This is a genomic window from Pantoea sp. BR_17 (assembly GCF_041955125.1).
In the GTDB taxonomy this organism is placed as follows: domain Bacteria; phylum Pseudomonadota; class Gammaproteobacteria; order Enterobacterales; family Enterobacteriaceae; genus Pantoea; species Pantoea stewartii.
Map to the genome: position 1 here is coordinate 739,922 of NZ_JAVAXT010000001.1, position 17,539 is coordinate 757,460.

At 54.1% G+C, this 17,539-nt stretch carries 14 protein-coding genes; 9 read left to right on the forward strand and 5 right to left on the reverse strand.

Translation table 11 applies throughout. The features are described from left to right. Positions 1 to 248 precede the first annotated feature (248 nt). Entirely contained in the window at positions 249 to 2,213 is a 1,965-nt protein-coding gene (locus tag RAC60_RS03390; protein ID WP_375092626.1) for a methyl-accepting chemotaxis protein, read from the reverse strand. A gap of 586 nt (positions 2,214 to 2,799) precedes the next feature. Between RAC60_RS03390 and RAC60_RS03395 the strand changes: the two genes are divergently transcribed. Continuing rightward, positions 2,800 to 4,344, forward strand: a complete 1,545-nt coding sequence (locus RAC60_RS03395) for a methyl-accepting chemotaxis protein (protein ID WP_375092628.1) — start codon at positions 2,800 to 2,802, stop codon at positions 4,342 to 4,344. Positions 4,345 to 4,652: 308 nt separating this feature from the next. On the opposite strand, the gene RAC60_RS03400 is transcribed toward RAC60_RS03395, so the two are convergent. Further along, the gene (locus tag RAC60_RS03400) at positions 4,653 to 4,967 is read right to left on the reverse strand and encodes a helix-turn-helix transcriptional regulator (protein WP_006119667.1); all 315 of its coding nucleotides are present in this window, start codon (positions 4,965 to 4,967) and stop codon (positions 4,653 to 4,655) included. A 14-nt stretch (positions 4,968 to 4,981) separates the two neighbouring features. Next, positions 4,982 to 6,097: an alkene reductase gene (locus RAC60_RS03405; protein WP_375092630.1), complete on the reverse strand. Its 1,116-nt coding sequence runs from the start codon at positions 6,095 to 6,097 to the stop codon at positions 4,982 to 4,984. A 684-nt stretch (positions 6,098 to 6,781) separates the two neighbouring features. Between RAC60_RS03405 and RAC60_RS03410 the strand changes: the two genes are divergently transcribed. Together RAC60_RS03410 and RAC60_RS03415 are read left to right on the forward strand one after the other, a co-directional pair. Beyond that, positions 6,782 to 7,333, forward strand: coding sequence for a GNAT family N-acetyltransferase (locus tag RAC60_RS03410; RefSeq protein ID WP_058708728.1), 552 nt, complete (start codon positions 6,782 to 6,784; stop codon positions 7,331 to 7,333). Between the two features lie 118 nt (positions 7,334 to 7,451). Next, positions 7,452 to 8,876: a trehalose-6-phosphate synthase gene (locus RAC60_RS03415; protein WP_375092631.1), complete on the forward strand. Its 1,425-nt coding sequence runs from the start codon at positions 7,452 to 7,454 to the stop codon at positions 8,874 to 8,876. Positions 8,877 to 8,979: 103 nt separating this feature from the next. Here RAC60_RS03415 and RAC60_RS03420 read toward each other — a convergent pair whose 3' ends face one another. Beyond that, complete coding sequence (locus tag RAC60_RS03420; RefSeq protein WP_375092632.1) at positions 8,980 to 9,477, reverse strand: glutathione peroxidase; 498 nt, start codon at positions 9,475 to 9,477, stop codon at positions 8,980 to 8,982. 497 nt (positions 9,478 to 9,974) lie between these two features. On the opposite strand from RAC60_RS03420, the gene ycgZ reads away from it, so the two are divergent. From ycgZ to RAC60_RS03450, 6 genes are all read left to right on the forward strand, one after another. After that, the gene (gene ycgZ, locus RAC60_RS03425; protein ID WP_006119672.1) at positions 9,975 to 10,208 is read left to right on the forward strand and encodes a regulatory protein YcgZ; all 234 of its coding nucleotides are present in this window, start codon (positions 9,975 to 9,977) and stop codon (positions 10,206 to 10,208) included. Positions 10,209 to 10,298: 90 nt separating this feature from the next. Continuing rightward, complete coding sequence (locus tag RAC60_RS03430; protein ID WP_033741039.1) at positions 10,299 to 10,574, forward strand: hypothetical protein; 276 nt, start codon at positions 10,299 to 10,301, stop codon at positions 10,572 to 10,574. Positions 10,575 to 11,390: 816 nt separating this feature from the next. Continuing rightward, positions 11,391 to 11,651: a hypothetical protein gene (locus tag RAC60_RS03435; RefSeq protein ID WP_058708731.1), complete on the forward strand. Its 261-nt coding sequence runs from the start codon at positions 11,391 to 11,393 to the stop codon at positions 11,649 to 11,651. 642 nt (positions 11,652 to 12,293) lie between these two features. Then, a complete protein-coding gene (locus RAC60_RS03440) occupies positions 12,294 to 13,772 on the forward strand; it encodes a SulP family inorganic anion transporter (RefSeq protein ID WP_058708732.1) in 1,479 nt (492 codons plus the stop codon). 160 nt (positions 13,773 to 13,932) lie between these two features. Beyond that, positions 13,933 to 14,625, forward strand: coding sequence for a haloacid dehalogenase type II (locus RAC60_RS03445; protein WP_039340748.1), 693 nt, complete (start codon positions 13,933 to 13,935; stop codon positions 14,623 to 14,625). Positions 14,626 to 14,732: 107 nt separating this feature from the next. Next, positions 14,733 to 14,981 (forward strand): DUF2543 family protein, encoded by a 249-nt coding sequence (locus tag RAC60_RS03450; RefSeq protein ID WP_006119678.1) that lies wholly within the window; start codon positions 14,733 to 14,735, stop codon positions 14,979 to 14,981. A gap of 231 nt (positions 14,982 to 15,212) precedes the next feature. Here RAC60_RS03450 and RAC60_RS03455 read toward each other — a convergent pair whose 3' ends face one another. Beyond that, entirely contained in the window at positions 15,213 to 16,796 is a 1,584-nt protein-coding gene (locus tag RAC60_RS03455; RefSeq protein WP_375092636.1) for an APC family permease, read from the reverse strand. Positions 16,797 to 17,539: the final 743 nt, after the last annotated feature.

Sequence of the window (17,539 nt, forward strand, 5' to 3'; positions counted from 1 at the left end):
CGAATGCGTGGCTTTTTTGTTTTAAAGCTTCACAGAACAGGTTTGAAAAAAGCCACTAAGACATTGAGGATCAAACGCAACGTAGGCTGAATTTTCCGTCTTGAAAATAAGGCGGCAAATAAGCAATCTGACGAGGTGTGATAAATAACAACAAGAAAGCCCGGGTTCACTTTGCCATTACCTTAGTTGTTATCCCTGCTTAACAGAGACTGGCGCAGGGCCTTCCTGGTCGCGGCGCCAGCAGTGACTTACCGTGACGAGGAAAGTGTCTGCAGCACTTTCAGCTCGGCGACCGCTTCCTGCATCGCATCCATACCTGCCGTTAAGGTGCGCAGATTATCCAGCTGTTTCGCCATCCCTGCCCGTTCATGGCGGCTTCGATCGCTCATGGCGGCAATCGCATCGGCAGCCTGGATACTGCGGTCTGCCATGTCCGTCGCGGTTTGTACCGTGTTTGTCGCGACATCGCGGATACGCGAGATCGTGTCGACCGCATCATTAATGTTGCTTGCGGTCGCTTCAGCCTGCTCTTTCGAGGATTGCGCCAGACGGCGAACTTCCCCTGCCACAACGGCAAATCCTCTACCAGCTTCCCCCGCGCGTGCAGCCTCGACAGCGGCATTGAGCGCCAGAATATTGGTCTGGAAAGCGATATTGCTGATGCCGTGCGTAATAACGTTGATGCCGTTAGATATCGCTTCCAGATCGTCCAGCCCGTCCCCCAGGCGCCCTTGTGCCTGCTGGCTTTCTTTGGCAAGAGTGCTGATAGCGCGAATGCTGCTTTCGGCCATCGACAACGCTTCGCTCTGGCTCTGGGTTGCCGCCTCAAGCACCGGCAGCGCCTGAACGATAGGTGCCAACTCCTGCTGATAGTTCACCACGCGAGCCAGCACGCCCGACTGGACGCGGTTTAGCGCTTCCCAGCGACGTAACGCGCGCTGCACATAGTGCGCGGCATAGCTGGCATATTCCACCGGAAATTGCGCCATGGCGTTTACGTTATGATTGAAGAATACCAGTGCAGACAAGGTCTGATTGATCGGTACGCCCAGAATTTCACCAAAGCTGGAGAACCCGGCAGCCGGGATGCCTTTAAAGAAATGCGCATCGTGCAGCTTATCGGGATTGCCCTGTCGGCGCAGTATGCAGTCATTCATCAGGACCGCCGCCGGTTTGCCATGACGTTGCGTAAAGGCCTGCCAGTCCCGCAGCGTAGCCTGCTTAAAATCGGTTTCACGCATTAAGTAAAGCCGATCGCCAAACTCCAGATCGCAAAAAAACTGCACACTGTGGCTGTCCATCTTCGCTACAGAACGAATGAAATACGCGTCACCTACCTTCACCGCAAACGTTAAACCTTTCAGACGCTCCGTCAGCTGCTGTTCATTGCAGCCCAGATGTTCAGCCAGTGCCTGGGTGAAGGGCTGTTGCTGCCCCTGTGGGTTGAACACGGAAGTCAGGGTACGCTTAACCGGATCCGCCTCGGCAATCAGCCAGCTCTTGTTCAGTGGCTCGAAGTTCTGACTCTTAAAGGGTGAAAAGGACTTACCCGCCGCCATTTTGCAGAAAACAATAACGGCTTTCCCCTGCAGTACACGCCCGCCAGCGCCAATCCATGTCCCGTCAAAGGTGACGCGTCCACCGGCGGATCCGCCGATTGCCAGGCAGGGAAAGCGGCCCGTATTATACCAGGCCTGCATTAAAAACCCTTCCGATGCAGACAGCCCGTCACAGTAAATCATGGCAAAGGTACGATCAGCAGAGAGCGGCATGCTCAGCCTCAACGCAGCCAGCTCATCCTGAATGGCACGAATGCGGTCCGTCGCCGTGTGGGTATCGTGCAGGTGCAGATCGACCACATGTGTTTCATGCTCTGCAATCAGGTTACGGGGTAACCAGAGCCAGCTGCCTTCCTGCCCGTCGCCTTTGCAGTACGTTGTTTGCTTGCCGCTGGCGCTGAGCGCTCCGTTAGAGGAGAGCGTAATGACTGTCAAATCTGTTGATGTAAAGCGTTGCCATGCCTGACTGACCTTATGAAAATCGGCCTCTGGCGGCACAAACGTCAGCAAAATACCCGCAGCACGACTGCTGAGGCCTGCTGCAGAGAGCGAAGTGGGTAAGCTTTCACAGTTAAAGATCCCGTTGGCGGGCTGAGATCCCCCCGCAAAACGTGAACCGGTTAAGCTTCTGGTCATTGTCTTGATGACAGACATATTGTTGTTTCCACTGTAATTAAAAGGAATGCACGTACTGGTGTCGTAAAAAAGCACACAAATGACTGAGTAGTAATCAGCTTTGACGCTTCAGGCTCAGCCCCAACATTGAGCTGAGCATGCGTTATCGACACAGGAGGCAATTGCTTCAACGATTACTGCGATTATTGTTATTGATGGGTCAGTGCTGGACAGGGCGACGGTTGCGACAGGCTGGTTCTCTGCATTTTCATTGGGATGCCCGCCCGCGGTTAAGATGCGCACAGAACCGACGCGCCCTTTCCGCCCGGACGCCTTCCTGGCCAGCGCAGTGACCTGTCCTTCTGTTAAGTCATTCTGAAACCCGTCACGCCGTACGACAGAGGGGAAGACATGACTTTTTTACTGCGATTTACCGATGGTTTGATGACGGGAGGGATATAAGAAAAACCTATGAATAATGCGTCTTAACTCATTGACAAAATTTAATTTTTCCAGAAATTACCATGACGTGTTTTCTTACATTTAATTGTCCTGGTTTCGATAAAGGTTGGTCTGTCTGTGCCGAAAGATCACCGTCCCCCTCTCCCTTTATCAGGATAGATTTATGAAGATCGCAACACGGCTCGGTTTGGGTTTTGGCACGTTAATCATTTTTTTCTCCCTGTGCATAGTGGTAGCCATTTATTCTTTATACCAGTCTAAAAACACCCTTGAAGCCATTGTTCAGGGTGATATGAAGAAAACAAAATTAATCACAGACCTGACACTTATTCAGCGTGATATGGCAATCACGGTAAGGAATCTGTCCTTATTTACAGATGAAAAAGGTCTTGAAGAGCAATCCGCTCGTCTTGAAAAATTAAAAGCCCGGTTTGTTGACAGCAGTTCTCAACTGGGCCAGATGATTGACCAGTCGGGCAGTAACGAGGAAAAAAAAGCGTTTGAGGCAATAGAAAAGAGTCAAAAAAATGCCCTGGACTCCTTCAGTAATACTGTTCCTCTGGCATTGGGGAAAAATAACGCAGCAACAGTGAAATTTCTTCTTGATACCGTCAGACCAGCCCAGAACCCCCTGATTGACGGACTCACCTCAATGGGCGAAGTGCTCACTCAGCGCTCTGATAATGCCGTCAGTCAGAACAGTAAGACAACGGAGCAGGCCTATATTATTTTGTTGGTTCTGCTGGGCATTGCGGTCATTTTGGGCTTGCTGACGGGAAGTTACCTGATTCGCAAGATTATGCGTGAACTCGGCGGTGAGCCGGTTACAGCGCAACGGCTCGCTTACGCTATTTCACAAGGGAATCTGACCTCAACGGTTCAACTGCGAAAAAATGATGACCGCAGCCTCATGGCGTCTCTCGACGCGATGCAAGCCAGACTGCGCGGGATCGTGTTGCAGATTAAAGACGCCTCCGCGTCCGTTGCGCTGGCGGCCGATGAAATCGACCGGGGAAATACAGAACTCTCATCACGAACCGAGCAGCAGGCTGCCGCGCTGCAGCAGACCGCCGCCAGCATGGAGCAGCTCACCAGCACGGTGAAGAGCAACACAGCCGGTGCGCAGCAGACCGCTGAATCTGCCCGGGCAACAGCAGAGACCGTTAACGCCGACAAGTCCAAGGTCAGCCACATGACCGATACCATGCACAACATCCATGAGAGCGCAGTCAAGGTCCGTGATATTACGTCCGTGATTGAAAGCATCGCTTTTCAGACCAACATCCTGGCGTTGAATGCCGCCGTGGAAGCCGCGCGTGCAGGTGAAGATGGTCGCGGATTCGCCGTCGTGGCTGGTGAGGTGCGGACACTTGCCCAGCGTAGTGCCACAGCCGCGAAAGACATCAAGCGTCTGATTGAACAGGCCGTCGCACACGTTGATAGCGGCGTAGAAATTGCCGCGCTAACCGGGCAGAGCGTCCTGAAGGTCATGAGTATGGTCAGCGACCTGGCTGAAGGGATGGACTCGATTGCCCGGGCCTCTTCTGAACAGCTGCAGGGAATTTCAGAAGTCAGCGTGGCAGTGAATCAGATGGACGGCGTCACACAGAATAACGCGGCGCTGGTCCAGGAATCGTCAATGGCCTCCCGTTCGCTGTCTGAACAGGCCCAAACATTACGACAGATTGTTGGGTCGTTTAGCGTCTGAACATTCAGGTAACGCCGGCGTTCCAGGCTTCATCAGGAAGGTACAGGGACAATCACATCCGCCTGGCGCAGGTTCACAGGCTGTGGTATCTGCGACAAATTCCGGCGCGTGTTACGAAGGGATGGCGCTTTGTATCGTGACTTATTCAGGCTGCCCTAAACGTCGCAACGGTAAAAGAGAGTGGCGCTCATGCGCCCTCTCTTCCTCGCCAGCGAAATGCGTGAGCCTGGCGCTGATTTTCATGCATGTCCTGATGTGCCACAACGCAGCGTTACCGGACGTCCGTATGACTGTCGTTGACAAGCCGCCTACAGATCCTGCAGGGCCTGGATAATTGACGTATTCATCTCATGAACCGCCTCTTCACGCCGGCGATAGTATGTCCATTTACCGACCTTGCTTGCCTCAAGCAGGCCGGCATCATGCAGCGCTTTCAGACATAACGAGGTGGCGGGCTGTGAGAGGCCCGCTTTGTCCTGAATAAGACTTGCACAGACACCGTACTGATCGAAGGGATACAGCTGAGAATAGTCAGCAAAGGCTTCGTCAGGGCGTTTAAGCCATTTGAGCACCGCAACCCGTGTTGGGTTAGCCAGTAATTTAATGGCATTTTCAGGTGTCATGCCGTCTCAGAACCTCAAACAGAATAGAAAGGGTAGTCAGTATAGCCTTTCTCACTTCCACCATACAGTGAGGCAGGATTCGCGTTGTTCAGCGGGTAGCCCATTTTGAAACGCGCCGGTAAATCCGGGTTAGCGATAAACGTGCGCCCGAAGCCAAACAGATCGCCCCATCCCTTTTCCAGCATACGTTCGGCCTTTTCCCTGGTATAACGTCCGGAATACATGATGGGGGAACGGAAGGTTTCACGCAGCGCAATACGGAAGCTTTCGGGCATCTCCGGACTGTTGTCCCAGTCCGCTTCGGCGATAGACAGATAGCCAGTTTCGAGCTCGTTTAGCATCTGCGCAGCACGAATGTAGGTAGCATGCGGATCGCGTTCAACCAGCCCCAGATAAACGCGTTCTTCCTCTGTGCTTGAGAACAATGGCGCGAAACGTACGCCGACACGGTGACTGCCAAATACCGCACTCACCGCTTCGGTGACTTCACGCAGAAAGCGCAGGCGGTTATCAAGGGAGCCGCCATGTTCATCGGTACGGAAATTGGTGTGTTCAGAAATAAACTGATTGATCAGATAACCGTTGGCGGCATGCAGCTCGACACCGTCAAAACCGGCTTTTTTCGCGTTCTCTGCTGCCGTGCGGTACATCGCCACAATCGCTTTGACTTCCGATGTGGTCAGTTCGCGCGGCATGCTTGGTTCCGTCAGCATACCGGCACCAGGTCCGGTTTCAATAAAGACCCGTACGCCGCTGGCGGCAACGGCGGAAGGAGCAACAGGCGGCTGTTTACCGGGCTGCAACGCATTGTGCGATACGCGGCCCACGTGCCAGAGCTGGCAAAAGAGCGTTCCGCCTTCTGCATGCACAGCGTCGGTGACGTTTCGCCATCCCGCAATTTGTGCGTCGCTGTGAATGCCAGGCGTCCAGGCATAGCCCTGCCCGCGCGGTTCAATTTGCGTACCTTCGGTGATCATGAAGCCCGCGCTGGCACGATGATAGTACTCCACCATCATCGTGCCGGGAATGTTGCCCGGCTGCTCGCTACGGCAACGGGTCAGGGGCGGAAGCGCAATGCGGTTACGCAACGTGAGATCACCCAGCGTCAGGGGCGTGAAAAGAGACGACATAATTAACATCCTTAAAAGAAACAGGGTCGGCATTATATTTACACATTTAAATTTGTAAATATGTAATGTGTGCGGTTATCTCCCGTTGTCATGATGACTCTGCCAGACTGCCTTCACCGCGCCCTTCACCTAAGCGTTACCGTTATCCTCACGGCGGAACGACCGGGCTGATGGTGGCTGTTTCGGCTTTTTTGCGGCAAAAATCAGCATCACCCCGCCGGTCGGGAAATCCCTCACTGCCCTTTATCAGCGCAGTCTGAACGGATGCAGCCTCGATGATGAACGCTGCGAAACAATGGCGGATTGGCGCATAAAGCAGAAGATAGCCGCTTTATACCCTGTTAAATCGTCAGAACCGGTCACCTGAAACGCGACCTGCGCTACAGCTCAGGCAGAGACGAAGGCGAGTCGCCTGCACATAACATTGCTTCTCTGTCCCGTCCTCAGCATATGCATGCCGCCCTTTTCAGGAGAGAGGACAGGGATATATCAGGTTGGGGATACGACGGCACGTAATCTTTGCGCCACGGGAACATCTTCACTGGCACAGGCGCCCCATGTCTTCGCCCTTTCCTTTGCACCCTTTTTACACCGCACCCGCTCTTTTTTACGCCACTTTTACACGCCGGGCGCTTAAATCAACGGCACCGGGCGCTAAGGCGTCCATGTAAAAGGAAACCGTTGATGAAATGTGTGAATGCGGCCTCTTTCCTGCCGGTTTGTGGTGATGCCGTGATTGCGGATCTTGCCGAGCAGCAGCGGCTGCGCCTGCTTTCTCCCCGTAAATGGTTCAGAGAGACGATGGAGGTCAACACCGATCCGGCCATGCTCAATCCGCGGCTGATTGCCCAGTGGCTGGGTTCGGCTATTCCCGATGCACGTCTGCTGACGCTGGCGTTGAACAGCAGTCTTTGCTTTGGCCTCTATCGTCATACCCGGCAGATCGGTTTTGCGCGGGTCGTTACCGATATGGCCGAAACCTGGGTTATACAGGACCTGTTTATCTCGCCAGAGTATCGCTATATCGGGCTGGGATCCTGGCTGCTCCACTGCTGTCTGACCCACCCTGGCGCCAGTGGCTGTCATCGCATTATTGCGCTGAGCGACAGCGCCCAGGACTTTCTTGAACGCAACGGATTCATTTGCCATGCCTCGCTGCCGGGTCTTTATCTCAGGGCGGTTGCGCCTTACGGCCTGAGCGACTCATTGAGCGCTGACCGCGCCCACCACCATTAAGCGGACAGGACGCTTTGCCATGTGTGGCCTGCTGCAGTTTTTCATCCGACCTCAACCCGATAACGGCTGGACGCCGGGCACGGCAACTGATGCCCTGCCCGCCCATAAGGAAAACACCATGTCAGCTTTTATCCTGGTATCACATAATCATTCACAACGTTCCACGCTGTCTGCAATTTATGAAGGCCTGCTTTCCCGCCACGGCGGACTCTGGATAAGCTGGGATGGTGAGACGACGGTGCTGCCTTCTGATACACCAAGACCGCTGAGCATTCAGCAGAAAGGCCCTTATGAAACGCTGACCTTTCCTCTGTCTTCCGCCGAAGTGAAAGAGGGTTATCACCATTATGTTCATCAGGGATTGTGGCCGGTTTTCCACCAGCGTCCGGATTTGGCCCGCTTTTCTGCTGACGGCTCTCGGGAATACAAAAAGATTAACGAAGCCTATGCGCGGGTCATCTGTGATAACGCTATGCCCGATGACACCATCTGGATACAGGATTACCATCTGCTGGGCTGCGCCCATTACCTTCGTGAGGCCGGACTGACTACTCCTGTGGGCTTCTTCCTGCACCAGCCCTTTCCCTCAGGCACGATGTTTGAGGCGATTCCTGACTGGCGCTGGCTCACGCAGTCGCTGCTGTGCTGTGATCTGCTCGGCTTTCAGACCGTTCAGGACCTGAACAACTTTATCGTCTGGCTGGAAAGCGAATTCCGCACCGAGCGCCTGAGCGTAGACAGCGTTCGCGTGCAGGGGCGGATTGTAAAGCTCGGCGTCTTTCCTGTCGGGATCGATCTGGATGATGTGCGCTGCCTGCGTGACAGCAACAGCTGTGCGTTTATGGAAATGCAGTGTCGTGAAAGCTTACCGGAAAACACCGTTCTGAGCGGCGGTCATCTTGATGAAAGCGCCGGACTGCCTTACCGCATCAGCGCGGTAGAAGTGTTACTGCGCAAACATGCCGTCTATCAAAAAAATATTACCCTGCTGCAACTGGCCCCGCCTGCTGCGGGCTACGCGGACCGGGCAGCGGCTGTCACGCACACGTTAGAAACTCTGTGCGGAGAATGTAATGGCGTGCATGGCATGATGAACTGGTATCCCGTGAATTGCCTGACGCATGCCTACAGCCGTGAGGAGCAGGCGGGTATTTATCGTGCCTCACGCGTCGCGCTGGTCACGCCCCTGATGTCAGGCATGAGTCTGATGGCGAAGATGTATGTGGCCCTGCAGGATCCGGAAAACCCGGGTGTGTTGATCCTGTCACAGTTTGCGGGCGCGGCGGAGCAGATGGACGGCGCGCTTATCGTCAATCCCTACGATCCGGATGCCATGGCCGATGCCATTCACAGTGCTCTGCTGATGCCGCTGCGTGAACGGCGACACCTGCACGCGCGCCTGATGAAGGGGTTACATCTGCATGACAGCCATCACTGGGCAGAGGCATTTCTGTCTGTGCTGGGCGGCATGCCGGTCCTTCCGGGCCCGGTTATGGCAGCCGCGCCCGCGTTGCGTCTGAGCAGCAGCCGGGTGCGCTACTGAGGTGACAGGCAAACGCTGCGCCAGTCAGCCCCCTGGCGCCGGTTGCGGCACGGCAGACAACCTGACCGGGTCGCTGTCCTTTGCTGGCACTCAGAGCAACGCTTCAAATCACAGCCGCTGTGCTTTCCAGCGCGGCAACAATCGCGGCTTCCATTTTTTCAGGAGAAGTGATGGGGGCAAATCGTCTGAGCGGTTTACCATCACGCGCGATCAGAAACTTAGTGAAATTCCACTTAATCCGCCCACCCAACACACCAGGCAATGCCTGTTTCAGGAAACGAAACACCGGGTGCGCTGCGGCGCCGTTGACCTCGACTTTCTCGAACATCGGGAAGCTCACGCCATAGTTGATATGGCAGGTCTGTGCGATATCGTCGGCATTACCGGGTTCCTGCCTGCCGAACTGGTTGCAGGGAAAGCCCAGTACCAGCAGCCCCTGATCGGCATACTTTTTGTAAAGCGCTTCCAGGCCTGCATATTGGGGCGTGAAGCCACAATGACTGGCGGTATTCACCACCAACACCACCTTGCCTGCATAGTCGGCCATCGTAATGCGCTCGCCATGTAAACGGGTCGCACTGAGTTGATAAAAGACCGTCATAGTGTAATCCTCAGAGAAAAACTTTTATCGCCAGGACTGGCGCGCCGTACATCACAACACAGGGACCCGGCAAGCCGACTTTTGATCGGCGGCAAAGGCGCTGGCAACAGGATGTGGCCCGGCCCACCCATTCTATGGCACACCCTCTTCGCGCTTAGCCAGGGATAACACTGGCCAGGGTATTTAAAAAGACGTGGCCAAAGCATAACAGAGAAATACGCCTGTCATTAAACCAGCGGTGTAAAGCGGAACGATGTCGCGTTAAGATGAAAAAGGCCCGGCCCCCGTGTTTACAGGCGTTTGTTGCCTGTCCCATCAGAGCGGCTGTCTGGCTCATCCTGTCCGTTTCTCCCAACGTCATTGGGCGATCAGTTACTTTGAAACCTGATGATTTGACCTCTAAAAATCAGAATCCAAAATAAACCTGTACAATGACTGATTTGTTGTATAACTTAGATCTATACACTCAGCATAATAACTGTACAATGGAGAAACCTATGCAACACAGACTGCCCGTAACTGGCGTAAGTAAAGATGTTTCATCCTTCTTCAGCCGCGCATCACTGCCCTCTCAGCAGGAAACGTTGGGCGTTGTCGTGGTTGAAATACTCAGAGCAGGTCGTACGCTGAACCGCAAAGCGCTTTGCAAGTCGCTCATTGAACGTATGAGCCATGTTTCTTCTCCTCAGGAAGAAGAACACCTGCAGGAACTGTTGCGCCTTCTGTTCTGATACTGGCTGGAACCTTCTGAAAGGGACTTTGCGGCACAGTGGCTGATATACACGACAGCCGGGCAGGCAAAACTTATTCAGAGAGTAATAATGACATACAGTAAAGATGAAAAACTCCGTGACACACTCATTGGAGAGGCTGCCCTGGCATCCCTTGAGGAGCAGGGCAGCGTCACATTCAAGAGCGTGCTGGAAAATCTTGATGCCATCATGCGTTCTTCTGACAGCGAAGAGAAAAGCCGCGCAGTAAGCATGGCCATCAGTGAAATTAAAGCCGATATGGCCGCTCGTCGCTCTCCTGATGACAGGGACGATGACCATGCCGCCCATCTGTCACAAGATGCCGATGAAACCTCACGGAACTGATCGTGTCTCAGCGTTATACACGTCTGTCAAAGCAAGTCATTTACGATTAACGACACAAGCAGGCTGTCTGTTTGGGGGTGAAAACAGCGTCGAAGCGCTATCCCTGCCAGGCAAGGCTTTCTGGAAGACAAAACGTTTCGTATTACCGTGACCGGAACGACACCAGAGAGAGTAAGGCCCGATATTCTGCGCACGTAGCTTACGGCGACAGGCCCGACTGCGACGCAGATAAGAAGATGCCTGACGTGAAGCGGATATTAATGCATCTTTTTCATAAGCCGGATAATGAGTTCACCGCAGTCCGCGCGCGTTTTTGCCTCTACGCTATGTTCACTCATCGTCTGCAAGGCCCTCGTCAGGTCTTCAGGCATGACAGTGCCCTCCCGTCTCAGGAGCTGGCTGACGGTTCTGCCTACCAGAGCAAGCACCTCTTGTGAAATATCGTGCTCATTGTTTTTCAATCGTCCTCCCGGCAGGTGTATAAACATACAGTTTATCACTTTTCACCCCACCACCCAACCTCGGCTCTTTCTTGCGCTTTCAGGTTAAGACAGTGCAAATGAAACTGAACACCCGAAGAGATTACGCTAACGGTAATAACTTTAAATGAAAAAGATTTTCTCCCTTCCGGTCACAGTGCCATTATGTTCCCTTTAACGCACGAATAACAGACCCGGCTTGGGTTACGCGTACCTGTTTCTGAGCGCATCAGGACAGAACAGGGTAAGTGCTGAATATTTTAAGCAGGCATTATCTGCGGGGACGACTACAGTCAGTGGTGAGGTTGTCATAAATCGTACTTATGGAGGATTGACCGTGTTACTTCAAGACGACGAGAAAGGCCACGTCATTATTGGCGAAGCAGCATTGCACCTGGCGCTGGCTGACAGGGAAATAAACATTACTTCTCTGATGAATGAACTGAGACGCATGGCAACAGACAATTGCAGCGACGATCGCCTGAGTAAAATCCTGAAAGCCAGAACATGGCTAAGAGCATTTTTAACGCCCGGTCTCGTAAAGCAGCCAGTGCCCTACCTGCAGACACTTGCAGGCCTGAACGAAGAAAAGAAATAACGCCAATGGACGTAGTCCGGCCCCGGCCGGAAGACGACGATACGAGATAACCTCATCGGTCTCGCGCGAGCGCGTACCGGCCGGAGATACTATCAGGGACGACACTTCACGGCATGTTGCGCATAACCACGGTGTTGTCTTTTGCTCCTCGTGCGGTCAAAACACGTTCTGTAAACGAAACGATCGCGTCAAACACGCGGATACAGCCGGCTGACGACGCGTGGCGCTTTCTTTTCGAGTACGGCCGCCCCCTTTCCTCACTGTGTTCCCCTGACACTCACTTTCGGGTTGACTTTGCAGCCTGTCAGAAATACGCAGGACGATTTAATGTTGACCTGCGTGTCGTTTTGTTTATAGTGAGTCGCTGTTCTGCTCAGGAAAGCACCATTTCGTCACCTGACAGGCATCGCCGTCTGCCCCGGATATCGCGTCCGGGCAGGAATGTCCTTCCTGAAAGCCCCTTATGGCCGTAAAGGAGAATTACAATCATGCGTCTTACGCCACCCTGAGTTTTCCCCCCTTCCCTGGCGCACCGGCTTAACCGATCGCGCACGCAATAACATCCCGACTGCGGATGTGCTTTTGCATCACTAAATTTTGCCCGCATGGGCTTACTTTCATCTAAAAAACTGAGAAATCAATATGTTGCTGTCCTCGACGCGTAAGGACTGGCTGGGTAACGTCCGGGGTGACGTCCTTGCCGGTATTGTGGTCGCGCTCGCCCTTATTCCAGAAGCGATCGCCTTTTCGATTATCGCTGGCGTAGATCCCCAGGTCGGACTCTACTCCGCGTTCTGTATTCCCTTCGTTATGGCCTTTCTCGGTGGCCGACCGGCGATGATTTCGTCGGCCACCGGCGCGATGGCGCTGCTGATGGTCACGCTGGTTAAAGAGCACGGCTTGCAGTATCTGCTGGCGACCTCCGTGCTGACCGGCCTTCTGCAGTTGCTGGCAGGCTATCTCAGGTTAGGCAGTCTGATGCGCTACGTCTCCCGCTCGGTGGTGACCGGCTTCGTCAACGCGCTGGCTATCCTGATATTTATGGCCCAGTTGCCGGAACTGACTCATGTGAGCTGGCAGGTTTATGCCCTGACCGCTGCCGGGCTCGGCATCATTTATCTTTTCCCCCGGATCACCAAAGCCATCCCTTCCCCCCTGGTCTGCATTATTGTTCTGACTGCAATCTCTGTATGGCTCCATCTGGATGTGCGCACCGTCGGCGATATGGGCAGGCTGCCCGACAGCCTGCCCGTGTTTCTGATCCCGGACATTCCGCTGAATCTGCACACCCTGCTGATCATCCTGCCTTACGCCGCAGGCCTGGCTGTGGTGGGATTGCTGGAGTCGATGATGACCGCCACCATCGTGGATGACATGACCGATACAGGCAGCGATAAAAACCGCGAGTGCAAAGCGCAAGGGATCGCCAACATCTGTACCGCCTTTATTGGCGGTATGGCGGGCTGCGCCATGATTGGTCAGTCGGTGATTAACGTGAAGTCAGGCGGCCGGGGACGGTTGTCCACCCTGACGGCGGGCGTGGTGTTACTGCTGATGGTGGTCTTTCTGCGCCAGTGGGTGTCTCAGATCCCGATGGCAGCCCTGGTCGCCGTGATGATTATGGTATCTGTAGGAACCTTCTCCTGGCAGTCGATTGCCAACCTGCGCACCCATCCCATGTCCACCAGCGTGGTGATGCTGGCCACCGTCGTCGTTGTGGTCGCCACTCACAACCTGGCGCTGGGTGTGCTGATCGGCGTACTGATTGCCTCGCTGAACTTTGCCACTAAAGTGGCGCGCTTTATGGCGGTGTCCTCTGAGCGGCAAGGTAACACACGTATTTATACCGTGACGGGCCAGGTCTTTTTTGCCTCGTCCGATCGCTTCACCCGCCATTTTGACGTCAGCGAGGAGGTGGAACGCGTCATTATTGATGTCACCCATGCACATTTCTGGGACATCACGTCAGTGAGCGCGCTGGACCGCATCGTGATCAAGTTCCGGCGGGAAGGCACGGAGGTCGGGCTGCGGGGAATGAATGCGGCAACGCAAACTTTGGTTGACCGCTTCGGCGTGCATGACAAACCTGACGAGGTCGAAAGACTGATGAACGGTCACTGAGAAACAGGGCTGGGGCTGTTTGTCCCAGCCACTGGAGGCGTGGCCAGACGCGCCACGCTTTCCCGCAGTTGAGTGTTTCAGATGGGCCTTCTACGCTTAAGCCTGACCAGATGGGCGTTACTGTACCGTCTGTTTATACTCAACGGTTAACGGAGGTCAAATGACAGACACGACTGTCACCCGTAAAGATACCCACACGCTTTTTTTTGATGTCAATGAAACCCTCCTGGATACCGCGCCGTTAAAAGCCTGTGTGGTGCGTCGCCTGGGCAATAAACCCGAACGCGCAGAAGCCTGGTTCACTTCGCTGCTGCATTACTCGCTGGTGGAATCCGTCACAGGCAGCTGGCACAGCTTTGGTGATATCGCAGAAGCCGTGCTGCAGATGACCGCCGAACGCTATGGGATCACGCCTTTACCTGACGCTACTTCGCTGGCTGACGCCTTATCGGCCATGCCGGCTTTTCCTGACGTTGCTGAGGGTTTATCCGCATTAAAATCGCACGGCCTGACGCTGGTGGCGTTGACGAACTCGTCACAGGCACTGGCTGAAAAACAACTCAGTCAGGCGGGGCTAAGCTCTTTTTTCAGCCGGGTGCTCAGCGTCGAGTCATTACAGGTCTATAAGCCGGATTTGCGCGTTTATCGCTGGGCAATGGATGAAATGAAACAGCCAGCCACATCATGCATGATGGTAGCCGCGCACGGCTGGGATGTCGGCGGTGCGAAGCGCGCGGGGATGAAAACCGCCTTTATCGCGCGGCCGGGACAAACGCCTTTCCCGTTGGCGCCTGAACCCGATGTGATCGTCAGGGATATTGGCGCGCTTGCCGCTGTGTTCACTCACCGTTGAAACAGAACCTGCCCCGCGGTAACGACAGCCCGCAGGGCAGAAAAACCCACGCAACCCTGCTATGATCGCCGCCTGAAAGCAGTAAGCACTTTCCCTGAGGACCTGATATGACCCCTGATGTTCCACTCAAGTATTATGACATTGCTGAAGAATACGCGGCAGAAACAGCAACGCCGGTCAGCGAGTCAGAACATGATGCGCTGGCGCACTACTTCCAGTTACTGATTACCCGGCTGATGAATAACGAAGCGATCAGCGAAGACGCGCAGCAGGAGATGGCCGCCGAGGCAGGCATTGATGCGGCGCGTATTGACGAGATCGCCACCTTTCTGAATCAATGGGGCAATGAGGACTAATGTCGATAACTGATGCACGTCCGTGCATCAGTTTTATGGGCTGCCTGTCCGCTTTCTGTTTCTTTTAATATATGGGCTCAAAAAAAAGGATTTTTCACACTCAGCAGGAGCAAGAAGAACGGCACAATGCCTGATGTGGGCGGGATTGGGCGGTCAAAAAAGTGAATGTCACAACGGAGCGCCGTCATGAGAAACTGCACCTGTGCCGGGCACAGGCGCAGACGATAAACGCTAGGACGCGTGTTTGCCGAAGGATACCGACTCCTCCTCCTCATTGGTAATATTAGGTTTCGCCAGGCTGGCGCTTACGCCCCAAAAGTAGCAGACCAGGGATGCGACAATGATAAGAATCATGTCGAATGGCGTGCTAATCACGCCGCTCCCGCCGTAGGTACCGAGCATGGAAATCACCATCACCACAATGTAGTAAGCCAGCAGCCACCAGGCGCAACGCAGATCCTGACTGAATTCGCTGTTCTTCTTACCAAAGACGGCGTAAGCGACCCAGGCAATAATCAGGATCGGGATAAGAATCTCATTGACCGACCAGCCGCTCCAGTAAATCAGGAGCGTACTGGCTACAAACGCCAGCGGACTGAGCAGCCCGGCTATCGGCAGGCGAAACGGGCGCTGCATGTCCGGCAGGTGACGACGAAATGCGCCCAGCGTGATCGGGCCCGGCATATAGGTAAAGACGGTGGCCGAGGTGACCGCACCGATTAATCCGCCCCAGACCTGAAACTCAGAAGGCAGCGTCCAGGCGATGGCCAGCAGCAGCGATAACCACAATGCGCCGCGTGGTACGCCCGATTTTGCATCCACTTCACCAAACACTTTAAACAGATGACCGTTACGCGCCCAGGCAAACAGCACGCGCGCAGCCCCCGCCAGATAGATGTTGCCGGTTCCGGCCGGAGAAATCACGGCGTCGATAAGAATCAGGTTAATCAGCCAGGTCAGTCCCAGGCTGCGCGCTAAATCGGCATAGGGCGACTGGAACACCTGCTTCAGCCCGGCCCAGCCATGTTGTGACAGTAAATCGGCCGGCACCGCGCCCATAAAGGCATACTGCAGGGCCAGGTAAATCACGAAGCTGACAGCAATGGCAATACCAATCGCCAGCGGTACGTTGCGCTGTGGGTTTTTGGCTTCACTCGCAAAATCCACGGCCTGGCGAAAACCAAGGTAGGCAAAGACAATCCCTGCCCCCGTCAGTGAGCTAAAAACACCATGCGCCCCGCCCGGCGGTGCTGGCGGAACGTCAAGATTCGGCGCATGAAAGTAAAGCAGGAGCGTAATGATGGTCAGTACCGGCACGATAAATTTGAAGGTGGTAACAATGGTATTCACACGACCAAAGAAACTCACGCTCCAGTAGTTAAGCAGGAAAAATACCACCAGCAGCCCAATCTGCACCACAAACCCCAATCCCGTTGGGCTGCCGTCCGTATGCCCCAGGGCAGGCCACCAGTAAATCGCGTACTGACGAACAGCCTCCACTTCCACTCCGGCGGTGCTGGTATACGCCAGCAGAGAACTGACACCAATGACAAAGCCGACGATATTGCCGTGCGAATAGTTGGGATAGCGCACAAAACCGCCTGCGCGCGGCAACGCCGAGGAGAGCTCGGCGTAAACCAGGCCAATCATCAGCACAATCACCGCACCCAGCACCCAGGCCCAGCCGGTATGGCTGCCTGCATAACCGGAGCTGTTAAGGGCGGCATACAGCCAGCCCGACCCGATCATGGAGCCGATGCCCAGTAACGACAGATCGATCAATCCTAATTTCTTTTTAAGTCCCGTGGACGCCATAATATGCCCCTGTATGATTTTGATTATTAGATGTTGTGCGTGGGAATAAAGCATATTGTGTGCCAGCACTATTTTACTGTCGTGATGGTTTATGTAAGAAACATTCTGGTTCACATAAGCAGGCGATAAAGGGTTTCAGGCGAGGCTTTCTACGGAAATAAACAGATCTGTCGACAATCAGGGCAAAATTAAGCAGGAGATCACGGTGCAAGGCGCACTGCAATGATCCGAAAAATATATTGTGAAGGTAATTGAAACATTCCGTCACCGGTAAAAAAGTCATGACACAGTTTTGGACGTCTCTGAGCCTGAAAGCCGGTGAAACAGCCCCCTGAGAAACTGACGCGCCTACCTTCTGCCCTGCCTTAGTCAGGCTTTGTACGCCCGCCGTTCGCATTTTGCCGGGCCATCCGATCCGGGAACGTCAGACGCAAAAACAGGCTTTCCTCATCCTCATTAATATGATCAATAAGAGCGGGCAGTCACAGACGGCGTTTTTTTGCACCAGGCCGACACGTAAAGATGTGTTCTGGCCTGCCGGGAATAAAAACAGATTGGTCAGGCGGCACGGAACTTTTTTATCTGGCCCGCTGATGGTGTGTTAATACCCTGTCCGCAACATGAAGGGAGAATAAGTGAGAAAATGGCGCAGTGCGGTGCCCTTATTTAAACAGCGGATGTCAGTGAATCATCTTTATTAAACGGGCACATTTTGCGCCTGTTGCCAGCGTCCTGAACGGATC